The 18,241-nt window shown below is 63.4% G+C and carries 14 protein-coding genes and 2 tRNA genes; 9 read left to right on the top strand and 7 right to left on the bottom strand.

The genetic code is table 11. The features are described 5' to 3' along the window. Positions 1-45: 45 nt before the first annotated feature. Positions 46-1,104 (bottom strand): DNA polymerase IV, encoded by a 1,059-nt coding sequence (gene dinB / locus J5M71_RS05805; protein WP_172827523.1) that lies wholly within the window; start codon positions 1,102-1,104, stop codon positions 46-48. A 221-nt stretch (positions 1,105-1,325) separates the two neighbouring features. Between dinB and J5M71_RS05800 the strand changes: the two genes are divergently transcribed. From J5M71_RS05800 to J5M71_RS05785, 4 genes are all read left to right on the top strand, one after another. After that, positions 1,326-1,402, top strand: a tRNA-Met gene (locus tag J5M71_RS05800). Positions 1,403-1,536: 134 nt separating this feature from the next. Continuing rightward, positions 1,537-1,613, top strand: a tRNA-Met gene (locus tag J5M71_RS05795). Positions 1,614-1,874: 261 nt separating this feature from the next. After that, positions 1,875-4,517, top strand: coding sequence for a bifunctional lysylphosphatidylglycerol flippase/synthetase MprF (mprF, locus tag J5M71_RS05790; protein ID WP_207830726.1), 2,643 nt, complete (start codon positions 1,875-1,877; stop codon positions 4,515-4,517). Continuing rightward, entirely contained in the window at positions 4,517-5,809 is a 1,293-nt protein-coding gene (locus J5M71_RS05785) for a virulence factor family protein (RefSeq protein WP_207830724.1), read from the top strand. Before mprF ends, J5M71_RS05785 begins: the two co-directional genes overlap by 1 nt. A gap of 285 nt (positions 5,810-6,094) precedes the next feature. Here J5M71_RS05785 and J5M71_RS05780 read toward each other — a convergent pair whose 3' ends face one another. Next, a complete protein-coding gene (locus J5M71_RS05780; RefSeq protein WP_207830722.1) occupies positions 6,095-8,005 on the bottom strand; it encodes a potassium transporter Kup in 1,911 nt (636 codons plus the stop codon). Positions 8,006-8,240: 235 nt separating this feature from the next. On the opposite strand from J5M71_RS05780, the gene rimO reads away from it, so the two are divergent. Beyond that, positions 8,241-9,572, top strand: coding sequence for a 30S ribosomal protein S12 methylthiotransferase RimO (gene rimO, locus J5M71_RS05775; protein WP_207830720.1), 1,332 nt, complete (start codon positions 8,241-8,243; stop codon positions 9,570-9,572). A 71-nt stretch (positions 9,573-9,643) separates the two neighbouring features. Here rimO and J5M71_RS05770 read toward each other — a convergent pair whose 3' ends face one another. From J5M71_RS05770 to J5M71_RS29230, 4 genes are all read right to left on the bottom strand, one after another. Then, positions 9,644-10,393, bottom strand: a complete 750-nt coding sequence (locus J5M71_RS05770) for a hypothetical protein (RefSeq protein ID WP_207830718.1) — start codon at positions 10,391-10,393, stop codon at positions 9,644-9,646. Between the two features lie 54 nt (positions 10,394-10,447). Beyond that, positions 10,448-12,130: a DUF5666 domain-containing protein gene (locus tag J5M71_RS05765; RefSeq protein ID WP_207830716.1), complete on the bottom strand. Its 1,683-nt coding sequence runs from the start codon at positions 12,128-12,130 to the stop codon at positions 10,448-10,450. Then, complete coding sequence (locus tag J5M71_RS05760; RefSeq protein WP_207830714.1) at positions 12,127-12,972, bottom strand: DUF6502 family protein; 846 nt, start codon at positions 12,970-12,972, stop codon at positions 12,127-12,129. Before J5M71_RS05760 ends, J5M71_RS05765 begins: the two co-directional genes overlap by 4 nt. Before the next feature lie 197 nt (positions 12,973-13,169). Beyond that, positions 13,170-13,811 carry a hypothetical protein gene (locus J5M71_RS29230; RefSeq protein WP_243434100.1) on the bottom strand — a complete coding sequence of 214 codons (642 nt, stop codon included), beginning with the start codon at positions 13,809-13,811 and terminating at the stop codon, positions 13,170-13,172. 201 nt (positions 13,812-14,012) lie between these two features. On the opposite strand from J5M71_RS29230, the gene J5M71_RS05745 reads away from it, so the two are divergent. The 4 genes from J5M71_RS05745 (at position 14,013) to tsaA (ending at position 16,462) form a co-directional block, all read left to right on the top strand. Further along, on the top strand, positions 14,013-14,465 hold the full coding sequence (locus tag J5M71_RS05745) for a GNAT family N-acetyltransferase (protein WP_063913038.1): 453 nt from the start codon (positions 14,013-14,015) through the stop codon (positions 14,463-14,465). Between the two features lie 77 nt (positions 14,466-14,542). Further along, on the top strand, positions 14,543-15,253 hold the full coding sequence (locus J5M71_RS05740) for an rRNA pseudouridine synthase (protein ID WP_207830709.1): 711 nt from the start codon (positions 14,543-14,545) through the stop codon (positions 15,251-15,253). A gap of 48 nt (positions 15,254-15,301) precedes the next feature. After that, positions 15,302-15,763, top strand: coding sequence for a DUF1456 family protein (locus J5M71_RS05735; protein WP_013973832.1), 462 nt, complete (start codon positions 15,302-15,304; stop codon positions 15,761-15,763). Between the two features lie 6 nt (positions 15,764-15,769). Next, positions 15,770-16,462 carry a tRNA (N6-threonylcarbamoyladenosine(37)-N6)-methyltransferase TrmO gene (gene tsaA / locus J5M71_RS05730; protein ID WP_063913040.1) on the top strand — a complete coding sequence of 231 codons (693 nt, stop codon included), beginning with the start codon at positions 15,770-15,772 and terminating at the stop codon, positions 16,460-16,462. Between the two features lie 204 nt (positions 16,463-16,666). On the opposite strand, the gene J5M71_RS05725 is transcribed toward tsaA, so the two are convergent. Further along, entirely contained in the window at positions 16,667-17,989 is a 1,323-nt protein-coding gene (locus J5M71_RS05725) for a dicarboxylate/amino acid:cation symporter (protein ID WP_025340279.1), read from the bottom strand. Between the last annotated feature and the right edge of the window lie 252 nt (positions 17,990-18,241).

The raw sequence follows: 18,241 nt of genomic DNA, 5'->3' as shown, positions 1-18,241 counted from the left end.
ACAAGGCCGCTCCCACAGGGGGCCGTGCAGCCAGGCCCAGGCCATTTATTGAGGCGGGAACAGCTCCAGCTGCTCATGCGCCCCGCGCAAGTCGCGCAACCTTACGCCTACCCCCAGCAAGCGCACCGGCTTGCCACCCCGGGCAAACGCCTGCCCCAGCAACTGTCGATAACTCTCCAGGTCCCTGCCCGCCCCTGCCTGCTCCATGGTGGTCTGGCTGAAGTCATGGAACTTGACCTTGACGAAGGGTTTTTCCGGCCGGTAACTGCTGTCCATGCGGGCAATACGCTCGTTCAGGCTTTCCAGCAACTCGGGGAGCCGTGCCAGGCAACTGGCCAGGTCCGGAAGGTCGGTGTCGTAGGTGTTTTCCACACTGACCGACTGCCGGCGGCTGTCATTGTGCACTGCACGCTCATCGATACCCCGCGCCAGCCCCCACAAACGCTCGCCAAAGCTGCCGAACTCGCGCACCAGCGCCAGACGCGACCATTCGCGCAGCTCCAGGCAGGTTTCGATCCCCAACCGCGCCAGCTTGTCTGCCGTTACCTTGCCCACCCCGTGCAACCTGGCCACCGGCAGGGCGGCGACGAACGCCTCCACTTCGCCGGGGGTAATCACGAACAGGCCATTGGGCTTGCGCCAGTCACTGGCGATCTTGGCCAGGAACTTGTTCGGCGCCACACCGGCCGAGACGGTTATATGCAGGGTGCGGGCGACGCGCCGGCGGATATCCTCGGCAATACGCGTGGCGCTGCCCGAGTACCACTGGCTGTCGCTCACATCCAGGTAGGCCTCGTCCAGCGACAGCGGCTCGATCAGCTCGGTGTAGTCGCGGAAGATCGTGTGGATTTCCCGCGAGGCCTCACGGTAGGCCTCGAAGCGCGGCTTGACGATCAGCAAGTCCGGGCACAGCTTCAGCGCATGCCGCGACGACATGGCCGAGCGCACGCCATAGGCACGCGCTTCATAGTTGCAGGTAGCGATCACCCCTCGATGGTCGGGCGAGCCCCCCACCGCCATGGGCCGCCCGGCCAGGCGTGGGTCGTCACGCATTTCGATCGCGGCATAGAAGCAATCGCAGTCGACATGGATGATCTTGCGCAAGGACATGGATGACCGTCAGCACTGTAAATTCATACAGATAGTATCGCATGCGCCCTCGGGGTATGCAGCCTGTAGGCGGCATTGCTCGATAATCGGCCTGAAAGCCCCGTCGTGCCTGAGCTGCGCGTCATATTCAAACGCTAAGAGTTTGAACAGGAAAGGTTTTTTTCAGAAAAAAGCTTGACAGCCACGGGTAAATCCGTAGAATTCGATCTCACAGGCGCGGGATGGAGCAGCCTGGTAGCTCGTCGGGCTCATAACCCGAAGGTCGTCGGTTCAAATCCGGCTCCCGCAACCAGATTCGAGAAAAGGCCACTGTTCACACAGTGGCCTTTTTCTTTTGCGTCAAATAATGCATTCGTAGAAATATTAAAAAAATCAACGACTAGCGCTTGACACCCATCCTGGAAACTGTAGAATTCGCCCCACTGACGCGGGATGGAGCAGCCTGGTAGCTCGTCGGGCTCATAACCCGAAGGTCGTCGGTTCAAATCCGGCTCCCGCAACCATATTCGTCAGAACAAACCCCGCCTGTGTAACAGCAGTGCGGGGTTTGTTGCTTTTCCCCTCCTGCTTTTCGTCGCCCCCAAAATCCATCGCCCTCCAGCCAACCCGCAGGCTTGAGAGGTCGTGCCCTGGATGAACTATCTTTAACCCTGCCAGGCCGCTGCAAGTGCCTGAGGCCGGAGTAACATTGGATACGTTTTCCTAAGGGACTTTCACTTGGCCACACCTTCCCCTCACCTCGCGCTGCATGCCCGGGGCAATCCATGACTTCGCACAACCCCGAACCCCCGGTGCCGCTTGCCTCGGCGCTACCCGGTGCCGTGCAACGCCTGCCCTTGCTCGAACGCTTGAGCCGCTACCGCCAGCCCATCGGCCTGGTGGTGACCCTGGTGTTGTTCACCATGGGCTTGATCGCCTGTCGCCACCTGCTGAGCGAGCTGGACATCTACGCCCTGCATGATGCCATGCTCAGCGTACCGGCCCAGTCGCTACTCGGTGCCTTGCTGGCAACCGTGCTCGGTTTCGTGATCCTGCTGGGTTACGAGTGGTCGGCCAGCCGCTATGCCGGCGTGAAACTGCCGACGCGCAGCTTGGTGCTGGGCGGTTTCAGCGCCTTTGCCATCGGCAACGCCATCGGCCTGTCGATGCTTTCGGGCGGCTCGGTGCGATACCGCCTGTATGCACGCCAAGGGGTCGGTGCAGGTGAAGTTGCACGGATGACCGTTTTTGCCAGCCTGTCACTGGGCTGCGCGCTGCCGCCTCTGGCCGCCTTGGCGACCTTGAGCGACCTGTCGGCAGCCTCGGCCGCACTGGGTTTGGCGCCTGGCTTGCTGGCGGGTATCGCCACAGCAGTGCTGCTGGCGTGCAGCGTGCTGGTGTTCGGCTTGTACCGCCGGCGCCTGGCTGAACAACCACTGGCCAATAACCTGCTGGTACAACTGGGCCGCCGCACACTGCGCCTGCCGGGTGCACGCCTGGCAGCCCTGCAATTGCTGATCACCGCACTGGATGTCGCCGCTGCCGCCACGGTGCTGTACCTGCTGCTGCCCGAAGCACCGCCATTCGGTGCCTTTGTCCTGGTGTACCTGCTGGCCTTGGCTGCAGGTGTGCTCAGCCATGTACCGGGCGGCGTCGGGGTGTTCGAAGCGATCCTGCTGGCGGCTTTTGCCGACCAGCTCGGCGCAGCGCCGTTGGCAGCGGCCTTGCTGCTTTATCGGCTGATCTACGTGGTGCTACCACTGCTGCTGGCCTGCGTGTTGCTGCTGGCCAACGAAGCCCGGCGCCTGCTGTTCGCGCAACAGGCTATCAAGGCCGCTTCCGGGCTGGCCGCGCCGATCCTGTCGATTCTGGTATTTCTGTCCGGGGTGGTGCTGCTGTTCTCCGGGGCCACGCCCGAGATAGACACACGCCTGGAGCACATGGGCTTTCTGGTGCCGCACCGTCTGATCGATGCCTCGCACTTCGGTGCCAGCCTGATCGGCGTGCTGTGCCTGCTGCTGGCCCAGGGCCTGCGCCGGCGCCTGTCCGCCGCCTGGCTGCTGACCACGGTACTGTTGCTGGTCGGCGCCTTGCTGTCGCTGCTCAAGGGCTTCGATTGGGAAGAAGCCTGCCTGCTGACCCTCACAGCTACCCTGCTCGCGCTGTTCCGGCGTTCCTTCTACCGCCCCAGCCGCTTGCTCGAGTTGCCGTTCTCGCCGGTGTTTCTGGTGGCCAGCGCCTGTGTGGTCGGCGCATCGATATGGCTGTTGCTGTTCGCCTACCAGGATGTGCCCTACAGCCATCAGCTGTGGTGGCAGTTCACCCTCGATGCCGACGCCCCGCGTGGCCTGCGCGCCGCCATGGGCAGCGCCTTGCTGCTGGCGGCCGTGGCCCTGACCTGGCTATTGCGCACGGCACCGCCGGTGATCCACCTGCCCGACGAAGAGGAGCTGCGGCGTGCCAACCGCATTCTGCTGGCCTCCGACCAACCCGATGGCGGCCTGGCCCTGACCGGCGACAAGGCGCTGCTGTTCCACCCTCGCGACAACGCCTTCCTCATGTACGCCCGTCGCGGCCGCAGCCTGGTGGCCCTGTACGACCCGATCGGCCCGGCCCAGGAGCGCGCCGAGATGATCTGGCAGTTCCGTGACCTGTGCGATCTGCACCATGCCCGCCCGGTGTTCTACCAGGTGCGCGCCGAGAACCTGCCGTTCTACATGGACATCGGCCTGACCGCGCTGAAGCTGGGCGAAGAAGCCCGGGTCGACCTGCGCCGCTTCGACCTCGAAGCCAAGGGCAAGGAGATGAAGGACCTGCGCTACACCTGGAACCGTGGTGGCCGTGACGGTTTGAGCCTGGAAATCCACGAACCCGGCCATGCCCCGCTGGCAGAGCTGAAGGAAATTTCCGATGCCTGGCTCGGCGGCAAGAACGTGCGCGAGAAAGGCTTCTCGCTGGGGCGCTTCAGCCCGGAATACCTGCAGCACTTCCGTATTGCCCTGATCCGCTTCCAGGGCCGCCCGGTGGCTTTCGCCAACCTGCTGGAAACCCACGGCAACGAACTGGCCAGCCTCGACCTGATGCGTGCGCACCCCGAGGCCCCGAAGCTGACCATGGAATTCATGATGATCGGCCTGATCCTGCACTACAAAAGCCATGACTACGCCCGCTTCAGCCTGGGCATGGTGCCGCTGTCCGGCCTGCAGCCGCGACGGGGCGCGCCCTTGACCCAACGCCTGGGCTCGATGGTGTTCCGCCGTGGCGAGCAGCTGTACAACTTCCAGGGGCTTCGTCGCTTCAAGGACAAATTCCAACCGGACTGGGAACCCCGCTACATGGCCGTGCCGGCCGGGCTCGACCCGCTGGTGGCACTGGCCGACACCGCCGCCCTGATCGCAGGCGGCCTGACTGGATTGGTGAAACGTTGATGACCCGACGCTTTTGGCTGTACCTGCTGGTTCCCCTGCTGTTGGCCACCCTGGGAGGTGCGCTGGCATTCTGGCTGTGGACGCGCCCGGCTCCCGAGGCACGCCTGGAACAACTGAGCATCAATGACACCCGCATCACCCGCGTGACCCCAGGCGTGCACCCCAAGGCTCGGGTGGCCATCGGTGTACCCCAGGACCAGGCGCTGACCGACAGGCAGCTGCTGGACCTTGCCCAGGCCGGCGAAGCGCAGCTGGTGCAGGTGATCCTGCCGCCCAACGATTGCAGCAAGCAGCAACAGGCCCTGGACCAAGCCCTGGGCCAGCTGTCGGAGAAACCGACCCTGGTCGCTGGTATCGGCCCTGGCGCCGCCCAGGCCTGGCGCTGGCTGGCCAGCCAGAACAACGACAAGGCGCGGGCGATTTCCGTGGACTTCAGCCTGGAACAACCCGGCTGCCAGGCCCCACTGCCGAAGTCGGCCGCCCACGGCCACTGGAACGTCGCCTGGAACGACAACCCGGATGACGCCAGCGCCGCCTTCGTGCGCGACCAGGCCAATGCCGAGACCAGCATCAGCGACTACGACATCCACCTGCCACAAGTGCTCAAGGCCCAGCTGACCCAGGCCCTGGTCGGCCACGACGGCAACGCCCTGGCTATCCCGGTGGTCGAGGTGCCTGCCGGGCAGACCACCGACACGGTTACCCTGTTCCTTTCCGGTGATGGTGGCTGGCGTGACCTGGACCGCGACGTGGCCGGGGAAATGGCCAAGCTGGGCTACCCGGTGGTGGGCATCGACACGCTGCGCTACTACTGGCAGCACAAGACCCCGGAGCAAAGCGCCGCCGACCTGTCCGAACTGATGCAGCACTACCGGCAGAAGTGGGGCACAAAGCGCTTCGTGCTGACCGGCTATTCGTTCGGTGCCGACGTGCTGCCGGCGATCTACAACCGCCTGCCGGCCGAGGACCAGCAACGGATCGACGCGGTGATGCTACTGGCCTTTGCCCGCAGCGGCAGCTTCGAGATCGAAGTCGAGGGCTGGCTGGGCAAGGAAGGCCAGGAAGCGCCAACCGGGCCGGAAATGGCCAGACTGCCGGCGTCCAAGGTGGTGTGCGTGTATGGTGTGGAAGAGGCCGACGAGAGCGGTTGCACCGACAAGACTGCGGTGGGTGAACGCCTCAAGCTGCCGGGTGGGCACCACTTCGACGAAAACTACCCGGCACTGGCCAAGCGCTTGATTGGCGAGATCGAGACGCGCCAGGGCAAGTCCAGCGTGGCTGAGCAGAACTGATAGGACCTTGCGGCCCATTCGCGGGTAAACCCGCTCTCATCGAACTGCACATAACTCATTGAATTAGCGGGGCCCCTGTGGGAGCGGTTTGCTTGCAATTTCAGTTATCTACGCGCCAGCGCAGCCCAAAAGGCTGAGCCATCTCCCACAGGTCCAGCGCAAGCCTTGAAAGCTATGCGGCCCATGTGGGAGCGGGCATGCCCGCGAACACCGGCGAAGCCGGTGCCCTACACCGAGTTGCCGGCTTCGCGGGCACGCCCGCTCCCACATGGGGCGAGTTGAGCCTCAGATCTCGACCTGGGTACCCAGCTCGATCACCCGGTTCAGTGGCAGGTTGAAGAAGCGCAAGTTGCCGTTGGCATTCTTCAGCAGGAACGCAAACAGGTTGCCCCGCCAGCGCGACATCCCCTCCAGCCGTGAGGCGATCACGGTCTCGCGGCTGAGGAAGTAGGTGGTGCGCATCGGGCTGAAGTCCAGGTCTTCCAGGTGGCACAGCTTCAACGCCGCCGGTACGTCCGGTTCGTCCATGAAACCGAAGTGCAGCAACACGCGGAAGAACCCGTCGCCATAGGCCTCCACTTCAAAACGCTCATGCTCAGGCACCCGCGGTCGGTCCTCACTGACCACCGTCAACAGCACCACCTGGCTGTGCAGCACCTGGTTATGCAGCATGTTGTGCAACAGCGCATGGGGCACCGCATCGGAGCGCGCCGTAAGGAACACCGCCGTGCCTTCGACCCGGTGCGGCGGCTGAATGCGTATGCTGCTGATGAACAGCTGCAGCGGCAGCGCGCCTTCGTCGATACGCTCCATCAGGATCTGCTTGCCGCGCTTCCAGGTGCTCATCAACAGGTACAGCACGCCACCAGCCAGCACCGGGAACGCACCACCCTGGATGATCTTCGGTACGTTGGCGGCGAAGAACAGCCCATCCACCAACAGAAAACCCATCAGGATCGGCACCGCCAGCACCGGTGGCCACTTCCATAGCAGCAGCATCACCGCCGAAACCAGGATGGTGGTCATCAGCATGGTACCGGTCACAGCCACGCCGTAAGCCGCCGCCAGGGCACCGGATGACTCGAAACCGAGCACCAGCAGTACCACGCCGACCATCAGCGTCCAGTTAATCGCGCCGATGTAGATCTGCCCCTGTTCATCGCTGGAGGTGTGCTGGATCTGCATGCGTGGGATGTAGCCCAGCTGGATGGCCTGGCGGGTCAGGGAGAACGCCCCCGAGATCACCGCCTGCGAAGCGATCACCGTGGCCATGGTAGCCAGGCCGACCATCGGCAGCAGTGCCCAACCCGGCGCCAGCAGGTAGAACGGGTTACGTGCCGCATCCGGGTCCTGCAGCAGCAACGCGCCCTGACCAAAGTAATTGAGCACCAGCGCCGGCAGCACCAGGGCGAACCAGGCCCGGGCGATCGGCTTGCGGCCAAAGTGGCCCATGTCGGCGTACAGCGCCTCGGCACCGGTCAGCGCCAGCACCACCGCGCCGAGGACGGCCACGCCGATGCCGGGGTGGACCACGAAGAAGTTCACTGCCCAGACCGGGTTGAACGCCTTGAGCACTTCCGGGCTCTGCGAGATGCCATGCACCCCCAGCGCGCCCAGCGCCACGAACCAGGTGACCATGATCGGGCCGAACAGCTTGCCGATCTTCTCGGTGCCGTGCTTCTGCACCAGGAACAGCGCCACCAGTATCACCAGCGAAATCGGTACCACCCAGTGATCGATACCATCGAACGCCAGCCCCATGCCTTCCACCGCCGACAGCACAGACACCGCCGGCGTGATCATACTGTCGCCATAGAACAGCGAAGCGCCGATCAACCCGCACACCACCATCAACGTGCGCAACCTCGGGTAGGCCGCCGTGGCCCGCCGCGCCAGCGCGGTCAACGCCATGGTGCCGCCCTCGCCCTGGTTGTCGGCGCGCAGGATGAACATCACGTACTTGAACGACACCACCCACAGCAGCGACCACAGGATCAGCGACAGGATCCCCAGCACGCCGTCATGGTTGACCGGTACCCCGTACCCACCGCTGAAGACTTCCTTGAGGGTATACAACGGGCTGGTACCGATATCGCCATAAACTACCCCGACCGCCGCCACGAGCAGGCTCATCGACCGCATCGCCCCCTGCTTCCCCTCGTGCCCGCCCTCGGCGTGACTGCTTGCCTGAACCATCGACCACTCCCGCAGACGGCCTTGCAAGGCCAGTAGAATTCCCCATGCGCCAGGTGATACGGATACCCCCGACGCAATGGCGCGAAGCATAGCGCAGCGTTCGTCGTATTTCTGCTGGTCAAGCGATCCTGCGCTCGCTAGAATTGCGCACTTTTTGATCAGAGGCGCCAAAAGCGCCCGTCAAGATCGCCCGCGATTCCGGTCGGGCGACCTGCATTCAATACCGAGGTTAGTCATGTCCACCACGCCCGCCACCCCCAAGGTAGGTTTCGTAAGCCTGGGTTGCCCAAAAGCCCTGGTCGATTCCGAGCGCATCCTGACCCAGCTGCGCATGGAAGGCTATGAAGTCGTGCCCACCTACGAGGACGCCGACGTGGTGGTGGTCAACACCTGCGGCTTCATCGACAGCGCCAAGGCCGAGTCGCTGGAAGTGATCGGCGAAGCGATCAAGGAAAACGGCAAGGTCATCGTCACCGGCTGCATGGGTGTCGAGGAAGGCAGCATCCGTGACGTGCACCCGAGCGTGCTGTCGGTTACCGGCCCGCAGCAGTACGAGCAGGTGGTCAGCGCCGTGCACGAAGTCGTGCCGCCACGCCAGGATCACAACCCGCTGATCGACCTGGTACCGCCTCAGGGCGTCAAGCTGACCCCTCGCCACTATGCGTACCTGAAGATTTCCGAAGGCTGCAACCACAGCTGCAGCTTCTGCATCATCCCGTCGATGCGCGGCAAGCTGGTCAGCCGCCCGGTCGGCGAAGTGCTGAGCGAGGCAGAGCGCCTGGTCAAGGCCGGGGTCAAGGAGATCCTGGTGATTTCCCAGGACACCAGCGCCTACGGCGTCGACGTCAAGTACAAGACCGACTTCTGGAACGGCCGCCCGGTCAAGACCCGCATGCTCGAACTGTGCGAAGCCCTGAGCAGCCTGGGCGCCTGGGTCCGCCTGCACTACGTGTACCCGTACCCGAACGTCGACGACGTGATCCCGCTGATGGCCGCCGGCAAGATCCTGCCGTACCTGGACATCCCGTTCCAGCACGCCAGCCCGAAAGTGCTCAAGGCCATGAAGCGCCCGGCCTTCGAAGACCGCACCCTGGCGCGTATCAAGAACTGGCGCGAGCAGTGCCCGGAGCTGGTGATTCGCTCCACCTTCATCGTCGGCTTCCCGGGCGAGACCGAGGAAGACTTCCAGTACCTGCTGGACTGGCTGACCGAAGCCCAGCTGGACCGCGTTGGCTGCTTCCAGTACTCGCCGGTGGAGGGCGCCCCGGCCAACGACCTGGGCCTGGAAGAAGTACCGGACGACGTCAAGCAGGAGCGCTGGGACCGCTTCATGGCCCACCAGCAGGCCATCAGCGCCGCCCGCCTGCAACTGCGCATCGGCAAGGCAATCGACGTGCTGATCGATGAAGTGGAAGAGCAAGGCTCGGTTGGCCGCAGCTTCTTCGATGCCCCGGAGATCGACGGCAGCGTGTTCATCGATGGCGACCACGGCTTCAAGCCGGGTGACAAGGTACGTTGCCGCGTAGTGGATGCCGACGAATACGACATGTGGGCTGAACCCATCTGACGCAGCCGGAGCCTGAAAAGCCCCTGCCCCGGTATTCCCCGCAAGGAACTGCCGGTGCAGGGGCTTTTTCGTCAGAACGCATGAAATAGCATCAGGCCGCCCTCTGCATCCGGGCTGGCATCCGAGAAGCCCTTGACTGCGTAGAGTTGCACTTTCCACTGCTGGTTGAGCTTGTGGGTCAGGAACAGGGTAAGTTCCTTGATCTGTGCGCCCGTCGAGACGACTTTCTGCCGCCAGTCGTAGGAGGCACCCGCCGAAGTGCCTGCGGCCACAGGCATGGCGAAGCCGAGACTGGCAAATACCGGGTCGTCGAAATCGCTGTCGGGCGGGTCGCCGAACTTCTTCCAGCCCAGGGTCGCAAAGCCGGTCACCGGGCCAAAGGCCTTGGCGATGTCGACCTGGCCGGTGTAGTCGTATTCACCGGTGCCCAGACACTGGTCTTCATCGGCAGTGGGGAATTTGACCTTGCCGATCAGGTCCAGCATCAGGCCGCCGTCACTGCCATCGAGCAGGGCATAACCGGCGCTGGCAACCGTATCTCCCAGCCCGCTTTCCACATCCCGGCAGCCACCGGGCAAGGGGTCGCCATTCGGGCCCACTTCAGGGTTGGTGATGCGCAGCCAGGGCACGGTGACCTTGTAGGTCATGGGGCCGGTTTCATACTTGCCGACCACGGGGACGTACCAGATTTCCGAGGTGGTACCCGTGCCATAGTCACCACTTGAATAGTCCATGCCGATGGCGGCGCTGAAGGTATCGCCCAGGACCGACGCGCTGGTACATGACAGCAAGCAGGCGAAAAGAGGGAGCGCGGGTCTCATCTGCACCTCGGCATTCCGGCGGGAAGTGTGATCGCACTTACCCAGCCTAGTTGCCTAATGCCCGGACCGCTCTGGATGCTCCACTTTTTCGATTTTCTCTACCGTCTCGGGCCTTTCGACCTTTTCGACCTTTTCGACCTTTTCGACTTTCTCGACCTTCTCTACTCTTTCGACCTTCTCGACTTTTTCGACCTTCTCGACTTTTTCTACCTTCTCGACTTTCTCAGGCTTTTCGATTTTCTCGACTTTTTCGGGCTTCTCCACCTTCTCGACTTTTTCTACCTTTTCAACCTTCTCTACTTTTTCCACCCGTTCAAGCTCGACCTTCTCTACCCGACCAGAGCTCCCACTATTGCTGCTCTCGGGCTGCTCCACGGTGTCGACATGTTCCGACTTCCCGGACTTGTCCAGGCTTTCAGTACTGTCACGACCGCTGGAATCGTCAACGCCGCCGTGCCCGCTGTGATCATCACTGCTTTCAATGCGAACGCTGGTCGCATCGCGCCCGCCATGCCCGCTATTGCTGGCGCCTTCAGATTCACCAGTGCCGTGCTCGCTGCCCCGCCCCGAATGCCCTCTGTCCGGGTTGTCGGCACGGTCGTCATGGAACTCCACGCGGGTTGCCCGCAGCTCGTGCTTGCCACTGAACACCCCGCTCACCCGCACACGTTGATCGAGCGCCGATGCCGCGGGCTGCTTGCCAACGATCACGGTGCCCTGCCCCAGCGTCACCTTGATGCCGGCGACCACCAACTGCTGTGCGTGGCTGCGCTGTACCAGCCCCTCGATCACCGCCGTCTGCACACGGCCAGCAAAAGGCAGGCTCGGGTCTGGGCGGGTTTGCGCCACTTCCAACTGACGCCCCGTCCACTGCCCACGCACCAGCACTTCCCGCGCGGGTGCCACGCGGGTTCCCAGCTTCAGCCCCTGGAGGCTACCAGTACGATCAACCGCACCGATGGCACTGGCTTCCCTGAGCCCCGGCGCCCGTTCGATACGACTGGCTACCACTTCGCCCCTGGCATCGCGCAGGCCACTGACCCTGACCGGCTCGCCCGGGCGCAGCCCTTCAGCCACCCGCGCGCCTGCAGCAAGCCGCACAGGTTGGCCCATGACCCGCAGAGGGGCCGAAGCATTCGGCAGTGCCGTCAGCGGCCCTTCGTAAACGTTGAGGATCGAGATGCGCCCTGCTTGCAGGCCGCGTTTGCTGGCAAATGCCTCCACCGCAACAACCTGGCCGATTGCCAGGTGAGCGCTACTGGCAGGCGCACCGTTTTCACTCACCGGTACGTCTTTGCCAAAGTGCACTTCCAGGCCATTGACGCAGATCGAAGCGAACCCGGTGATGGTGCCGACGATGCCCGTGCCACCGGTGCCGCCCGGGCGCAGGATCGGCGCGCCGGTACCGCCGACACCGCCGTGATCGATAAAGGTGCCGTCCACACCGTCGGCCACCGCACCGGTCCCGCCTGTGCCGCCGGGACGCTGCTGCAGCGGCGCACCGGTGCCACCCACACCACCGTTTTCACTGCGTACCCCAGTACCACCGACACCGCCCGTTCTGGCCCCGGTACCACCAATACCACCCGGAAACTGCAAGCCCGCTGCCCCCGCCATACCCACTTCGTCACGGCTGACACACACCGGTGCTGCGGCCACCTCGGCAGGCGCCATCAGGTTCAGCCCGAAACCCAGGGCCAGTGTGACGACACTGAGGCAGCGCGCGAGGAAAGTCATGGGTCTGGTGTCTTCGACAGATCGGGGTCGGTGGTTTCAGTGTAGAAATAAAGCCCGACAGTGATGCGCTGACGCTGCTCGGCGCTGGGCACATCGGCATCTTCCAGGTCTGATGCAAGCCGGCTGAAGGCAAGCAGCGTCTGCATGCCTTCCTTGTCCACCGCTTCGCGCAGATGGTCGACGCTGGCCGGGCTCAAAGCGTCGTAGTGCACACTGCGTTCAAAGAACGGCTGCCCTTCACCTGTCAGGTTGTGCACCGCTGCGCAGGCATGGTCATGCAGGTTGTGGCCGAAGTACGCAGCCTTTTCATCAAAGCCCTTCTGCGGCACGAATGCCTGGGCTTCCAGGTGGACACAGTCCTGCTCGTCGAGCCGGACGATGCCCAGGCGCAACCACTCATCCAGCACCACCCGCCCGCGAATGTCGGTACTGATCTTCGCCACCAGGGCATCGAAAGAGCAATCGCCGCCGACACTCGCCAGGCGCGGTAACGGCAGCGCCTGGCCAGGCTCCGAGCAGAACGGTTTGCCAGTGGTCCACATATTGACCAACTGTGCGCCTAACGTGATGTTTTCCGGCAGCGCAGCGAGCGACGTGCCACCCTCGCTGCGCAAACGCCGTACATCCTTGCGATGCACGCCTGTAAGCAGGCTGACACGGCTGTCGGTCGGCACCGTGCCATCCAGGCGAAACTCGCGATGGGCCACATCGACGAACACTTCCTTGAGCAAGTCGGCGAACATCGTATAGGTGACCCCTTTGCGCAGCATCAGGCGCACCAGAGGGCGCATGACACGCCGCAGTGCGCTTAACATCGAAGGGGGGATGGTAGGCGATTGCATTGAGCGCGTTCCTTGACAGATGAACCCAGTATACGACGCGGGAAAACATCCCACACCAACTGTGACCCTATCCCGGACGAGATGAGGGATGGTCTTCAGCGCTCATTGCATTCGCGTTGAGTGGGGCTGCCGTGCATCCGAACCTGGCCTCATGCAGGCCCGCCCCGAGGGCGCTGCATGAAACCGTTCAGAGCCAGTCAGCTCCGGCTGTTGTCATCACCCGGTTCGCCTGCGGCATGCTCACCGCGGTCATCACCCGGTTCGCCACCCAGATGGTCGCCACGATCATCACCAGGTTCACCACCAACGTGATTGCCGCGGTCATCGCCAGGCTCACCGCCAACATGATTGCCATGATCGTCCCCGGGCTCACCGCCAACGTGATTGCCATGATCGTCACCGGGTTCACCGCCAACGTGATTGCCGTGATCGTCCCCAGGCTCACCGCCAACGTGATTGCCATGATCATCACCCGCTTCAGCGTGGTTACCGCTGCGCCCAGAGTTTGAGGGACCGTCATGGCCGCGACCACTGTTGCCGGCATGGCCATCGCCATCGCCGTGGCCGCCGTGGCCGCCGCCTTCACCACCATGGCCGCCACCACCATGACCACCACCGCCGCCACCGTGACCACCGCCACCGCCGCCGCCACCATGGCCGCCACCGCCACCACCGTGACCACCGCCGCCACCACCATGGCCGCCACCGCCGCCGCCATCCTTGGCGTAGGCACTGGAACCATTGGATATCGAGTCAGGGATCAGAACAATGGAAGTCGACAGCACGCCAGCAACGGCAGCCGCCAATAGCGCCTTTTTGAACAGCATATGGATGTGCATGTTTCGTCTCCAGGTCGTCGCCATGAGAAACGCCAAATCAAGCCGGAAATTCTGTGTTCAGTTTTTTGCTTCTTGATGCGTGGGATTTTTTCCCACGTAAAAGTAATAGACCTCTACACCCCGAGGTTCAAGCACCGCACGGAAAAGCCGACCGGTGGTTGGCCTGCTATGTTTGCCTTATCGTCACGGAGGAACACCGGCATGCATTCGGTACTGACGTTGCAAACCCCGCGCTTGAGTGACTACGGCGAACTGGTACAGGTGTGGGAGGACTCGGTACGCGCCACCCACGACTTCCTGCCCGATGGCTACATCGTCTTGCTGCGCGAACAGGTACTGCGTCGCTACCTCGACGCGGTGATGCTGATCTGCTGCAAGGACCGCCAACGCATCTGCGGCTTCGCCGGGGTCGCCAACGGGCGCGTGGACATGCTGTTCGTCGCACCTGCCTACCGGGGCAAAGGGGTTGGCAAGCGCCTGCTGCACTATGCGATCGACGAGCTGAATGCCGAGCGCCTGGACGTCAACGAACAGAACCCGCAAGCCTTGGGCTTCTACCTGCATGAAGGCTTCGAGGTGATCGGCCGTTCGGAAACCGACGGCCTGGGGCAGCCCTATCCCTTGCTGCACATGCGCCTGCGCAAAACGGCGTAAATGACACAGATTCCCAGCCCCTCTGCCGCGCGGGCAGGTACAATGCAGGTCTTTCCCTGCCTTTGCGAATTGCCGTCATGTCCGAACCCGTCCGCCTGTCCAAACGCCTTATCGAGCAGCTTGGCTGCTCCCGCCGGGAGGCCGAGCTGTATATCGAAGGCGGCTGGGTCACGGTCGATGGCGTGGTGGTCGAGCAACCGCAGTTCAAGGTCGGGCAGCAGCGCGTCGAACTGCTGCCGGGTGCTCGTGCCGAAACGCTGGAACCGGTAACCCTGCTGCTGAACCAGCCAGCCAACGTGGACAGCGAAATCGCCCGCGCCAGCATGAACATGGGCAGCCTCAGCGAGGCCCATCGCGAGGGTGTACGCGCCCTGCACGGGCATTTCGCCCGGCAGGCCTGCGTGGCACCGCTGGAGCGCGGCGCCAGCGGCCTGCAGGTCTTCACCCAGGACTGGCGGGTAACCCGCAAGATCGACGCCGACCTGCGCCGCCTGGAACAGGAATTCATCGTTGAAGTGCGCGGCGAGACCACACCCCAGGCGCTGGAACGCCTGGCACGCGGTGCCACCCGCAATGACCGCGAGCTGCCCAGGACCAAGGCCAGCTGGCAGAACGAGACCCACCTGCGCATGGTCCTGAAAAACCCGCAGCCAGGGCAGATTGCCGAGCTGTGCGCCTATCTGCGCCTGGAGCTGGTAGGCATGCGCCGCATTCGCCTGGGTGGCGTGTCGATGGGCAAGCTGCCCTTGGGCCAGTGGCGCTACCTGGCCACTACCGAACGTTTCTAAGCAATACGCCGCGCGACAGGTGCGGCACCTGAACAGGATTCTGCAACAATGAACCACAACGACGTCCTGCGCAGCCTGCGCTACATGCTCAAGGTGAATGACGCCAAGATGGCCGAAATCATCGGGCTATCCGGCCTCGACGTGCATCCCCTGGTGCTGGCCACCTACCTGAAGAAGGAAGACGAGGAAGGGTTCGTGCGTTGCCCGGAACGGGTCATGGCGCACTTTCTCGATGGCCTGGTGATCCACCGCCGCGGCAAGGATGACAGCCGCCCGCCGCAGCCGATCGAGCTGCCGGTGACCAACAACCTCATCCTCAAGAAACTGCGGGTGGCCTTCGAGCTCAAGGAAGACGACCTGCATGCGATCCTCAAGTCGGTCAACTTCCCGGTCAGCAAGCCCGAACTCAGCGCGCTGTTCCGCAAGGCCGGCCACGACAACTACCGCCCGTGCGGCGACCAGTTGCTGCGCAACTTCCTCAAGGGCCTGACCCTGCGCGTGCGCGGCTGAGTGGCCATGCAGCATACGGTTACCCCGGTCGGCATCATCCGCTCCTGTTTCAAGGAGAAGTTCGCCATCCCGCGCCAGCCACAACTGGCGCCCGCTGCACGCGGTGTGCTCGAACTGCTGCCACCGTTCGACCAGGGTGATGCGGTCGAGGGCCTGGAGCAGGTCAGCCATGTCTGGCTGCTGTTCCTGTTCCACCAGGCGCTGGAAGACAAACCCCGCCTGAAGGTGCGGCCACCGCGCCTGGGCGGCAACAAGAGCATGGGCGTGTTCGCCACCCGCGCCACTCACCGGCCCAATGGTATCGGCCAGTCGGTGGTGCGTCTGGAAGGCGTGGAGCCAGGGCGCCTGCTGCTGTCCGGGATCGACCTGCTCGATGGCACGCCAGTGCTGGACATCAAGCCGTATGTGCCGTACGCCGACAGCATCGCTGGCGCCAGCAACCAGATGGCCAGCGAAGCACCTGCCGCGATCGCCGTGCAGTGGGGCGACAACGCCCTGCCCCAGGCCCGTGAACATGCACTGCGCCTGGGTGAACCGTTGGTGGAACTGATCGAGCAATGCCTGGCACAGGACCCCCGGCCGGCCTACCAGGTGCCACCGGCAGAGCGGGTGTATGGGGTGAAGTTCTGGGATGTGCAGGTAAGGTGGCATTACCCGCAGCCGGAGGTGATCCGGGTGTTGGAGGTGGTGCTGGCCTGAAGGGCGTGTGCAGAACTTGTGGGAGCGGCCTTGTGTCGCGAAAGGGCTGCGCAGCAGCCCCGGCAATCTTGCAGGATGGCTGATATCCTGGGGCCGCTGCGCGCCCCTTTCGCGACACAAGGCCGCGCCCACAAGGAACCGCGCACCGCACAGACATGAAAAAGGCGACCCTGAGGTCGCCTTTTTCTTTTCACCATCCCGCGATCAGCGAGCCGGGCCTTCAGCCACGCCCAGGTCGTCGGTCGGACGGGTGTCGACCAGCGGCGCACCACCGGAGGCCAGCTCCGATGCCAGCTTGTCGTTGTCCATTTCCTTCACCCACTTGGCCACGACCACAGTGGCAACGGCGTTGCCTACCAGGTTGGTCAGGGCACGGGCTTCAGACATGAAGCGGTCGATGCCGAGGATCAGCGCCAGGCCGGCAACCGGCAGGTGGCCTACGGCCGACAGGGTGGCAGCCAGGACGATGAAGCCCGAGCCGGTAACGCCGGCAGCACCTTTGGAAGCCACCAGCAGCACCAGCAGCAGGGTGATCTGGTGAGTGATGTCCATGGTAGTGTCGGTGGCCTGGGCGATGAACACTGCAGCCATGGTCAGGTAGATCGAGGTGCCGTCGAGGTTGAACGAGTAACCGGTCGGGATGACCAGGCCAACCACCGACTTCTTCGCACCCAGACGCTCCATCTTGGCCAGCATGCGTGGCAGGGCCGATTCCGAGGAGGAAGTGCCCAGCACGATCAGCAGTTCTTCACGGATGTAGCGGATCAGCTTGAGGACACTGAAACCGTGGGCGCGGCAGATACCGCCCAGCACCACCAGCACGAACAGCAGGCAGGTGATGTAGAAGCAGGCCATCAGGTAGCCCAATTGCACCAGCGAGCCAACGCCGTACTGGCCGATGGTGAAGGCCATTGCACCAAAGGCACCGACTGGGGCGAGCTTCATGATCATGTTGATGATGTTGAACATGACGTGGGCGAAGCGGTCGATCATGTCCAGCACCGGCTTGCCGTAGCTGCCCAGGCGGTGCAGGGCGAAGCCGAACAGCACGGAGAACATCAGCACTTGCAGGATGTCGCCGTTGGCGAAGGCGCCGACCACGGTGTTGGGAATGACGTTGAGCAGGAAGCCGACGGTGGTCTGCTGCGCGCCGGCGGCGGCGTAGGCAGCCACGCTGCTGGCGTTCAGGGTGCTGACGTCAATGTGCATGCCAGCGCCCGGCTTGACCACGTTGACGACGACGAGGCCGATGATCAGGGCGATGGTGGAGACGATTTCAAAGTACAGCAGCGCGTAGCCACCGGTCTTGCCGACCGACTTCATGCTCTGCATGCCGGCGATGCCGCTGACCACGGTGCAGAAGATGATCGGGGCGATGACCATCTTGATCAGTTTGACGAAGCCGTCTCCCAAGGGTTTGAGAGCGACGCCCGTCTCCGGGTAGTAGTGGCCGAGCAGGATACCGATGGTGATGGCGACCAACACCTGGACATACAGGGATTTGTAAAGCGGCTGACGTGTCGTCATGGCTGATTTTCCTCAAGTGTGCCGGTTCACCCTTCCCAGGGCGATGTGGCACCTGAATCGCTAACCCTCCTGCACATGGAGGGATTTGTCGTTGTGTTCGAGCTGCCTGGGCAGGCCTCTGCGAGGATCAATAGCAAGGGTGGTGCCAAAATGCCCACGAAGGGTGCAAGGGCCGTATTTGCCTGGGATAAACGCCCAACGACGGGGCGATTCTGCGGAGAAAGGCTGGCGGATTTCCGCCCGGTGGCGGGA

Origin of the sequence: Pseudomonas sp. 43(2021), assembly GCF_017490805.1 — a bacterium.
Lineage (GTDB): Bacteria > Pseudomonadota > Gammaproteobacteria > Pseudomonadales > Pseudomonadaceae > Aquipseudomonas.
Note: the sequence above shows the minus strand (reverse complement) of the source record. Positions and strands in the feature narration are given on the sequence as shown.

Coding starts and splice junctions, on each gene's coding strand:
- mprF (WP_207830726.1), top strand. CDS start 1,875: ATGACTTCGCACAACCCCGAACCCCCGGTGCCGCTTGCCTCGGCGCTA.
- J5M71_RS05785 (WP_207830724.1), top strand. CDS start 4,517: ATGACCCGACGCTTTTGGCTGTACCTGCTGGTTCCCCTGCTGTTGGCC.
- J5M71_RS05780 (WP_207830722.1), bottom strand. CDS start 8,005: ATGGTTCAGGCAAGCAGTCACGCCGAGGGCGGGCACGAGGGGAAGCAG.
- rimO (WP_207830720.1), top strand. CDS start 8,241: ATGTCCACCACGCCCGCCACCCCCAAGGTAGGTTTCGTAAGCCTGGGT.
- J5M71_RS05770 (WP_207830718.1), bottom strand. CDS start 10,393: ATGAGACCCGCGCTCCCTCTTTTCGCCTGCTTGCTGTCATGTACCAGC.
- J5M71_RS05765 (WP_207830716.1), bottom strand. CDS start 12,130: ATGACTTTCCTCGCGCGCTGCCTCAGTGTCGTCACACTGGCCCTGGGT.
- J5M71_RS05760 (WP_207830714.1), bottom strand. CDS start 12,972: ATGCAATCGCCTACCATCCCCCCTTCGATGTTAAGCGCACTGCGGCGT.
- J5M71_RS29230 (WP_243434100.1), bottom strand. CDS start 13,811: ATGCACATCCATATGCTGTTCAAAAAGGCGCTATTGGCGGCTGCCGTT.
- J5M71_RS05745 (WP_063913038.1), top strand. CDS start 14,013: ATGCATTCGGTACTGACGTTGCAAACCCCGCGCTTGAGTGACTACGGC.
- J5M71_RS05740 (WP_207830709.1), top strand. CDS start 14,543: ATGTCCGAACCCGTCCGCCTGTCCAAACGCCTTATCGAGCAGCTTGGC.
- J5M71_RS05735 (WP_013973832.1), top strand. CDS start 15,302: ATGAACCACAACGACGTCCTGCGCAGCCTGCGCTACATGCTCAAGGTG.
- tsaA (WP_063913040.1), top strand. CDS start 15,770: ATGCAGCATACGGTTACCCCGGTCGGCATCATCCGCTCCTGTTTCAAG.
- J5M71_RS05725 (WP_025340279.1), bottom strand. CDS start 17,989: ATGACGACACGTCAGCCGCTTTACAAATCCCTGTATGTCCAGGTGTTG.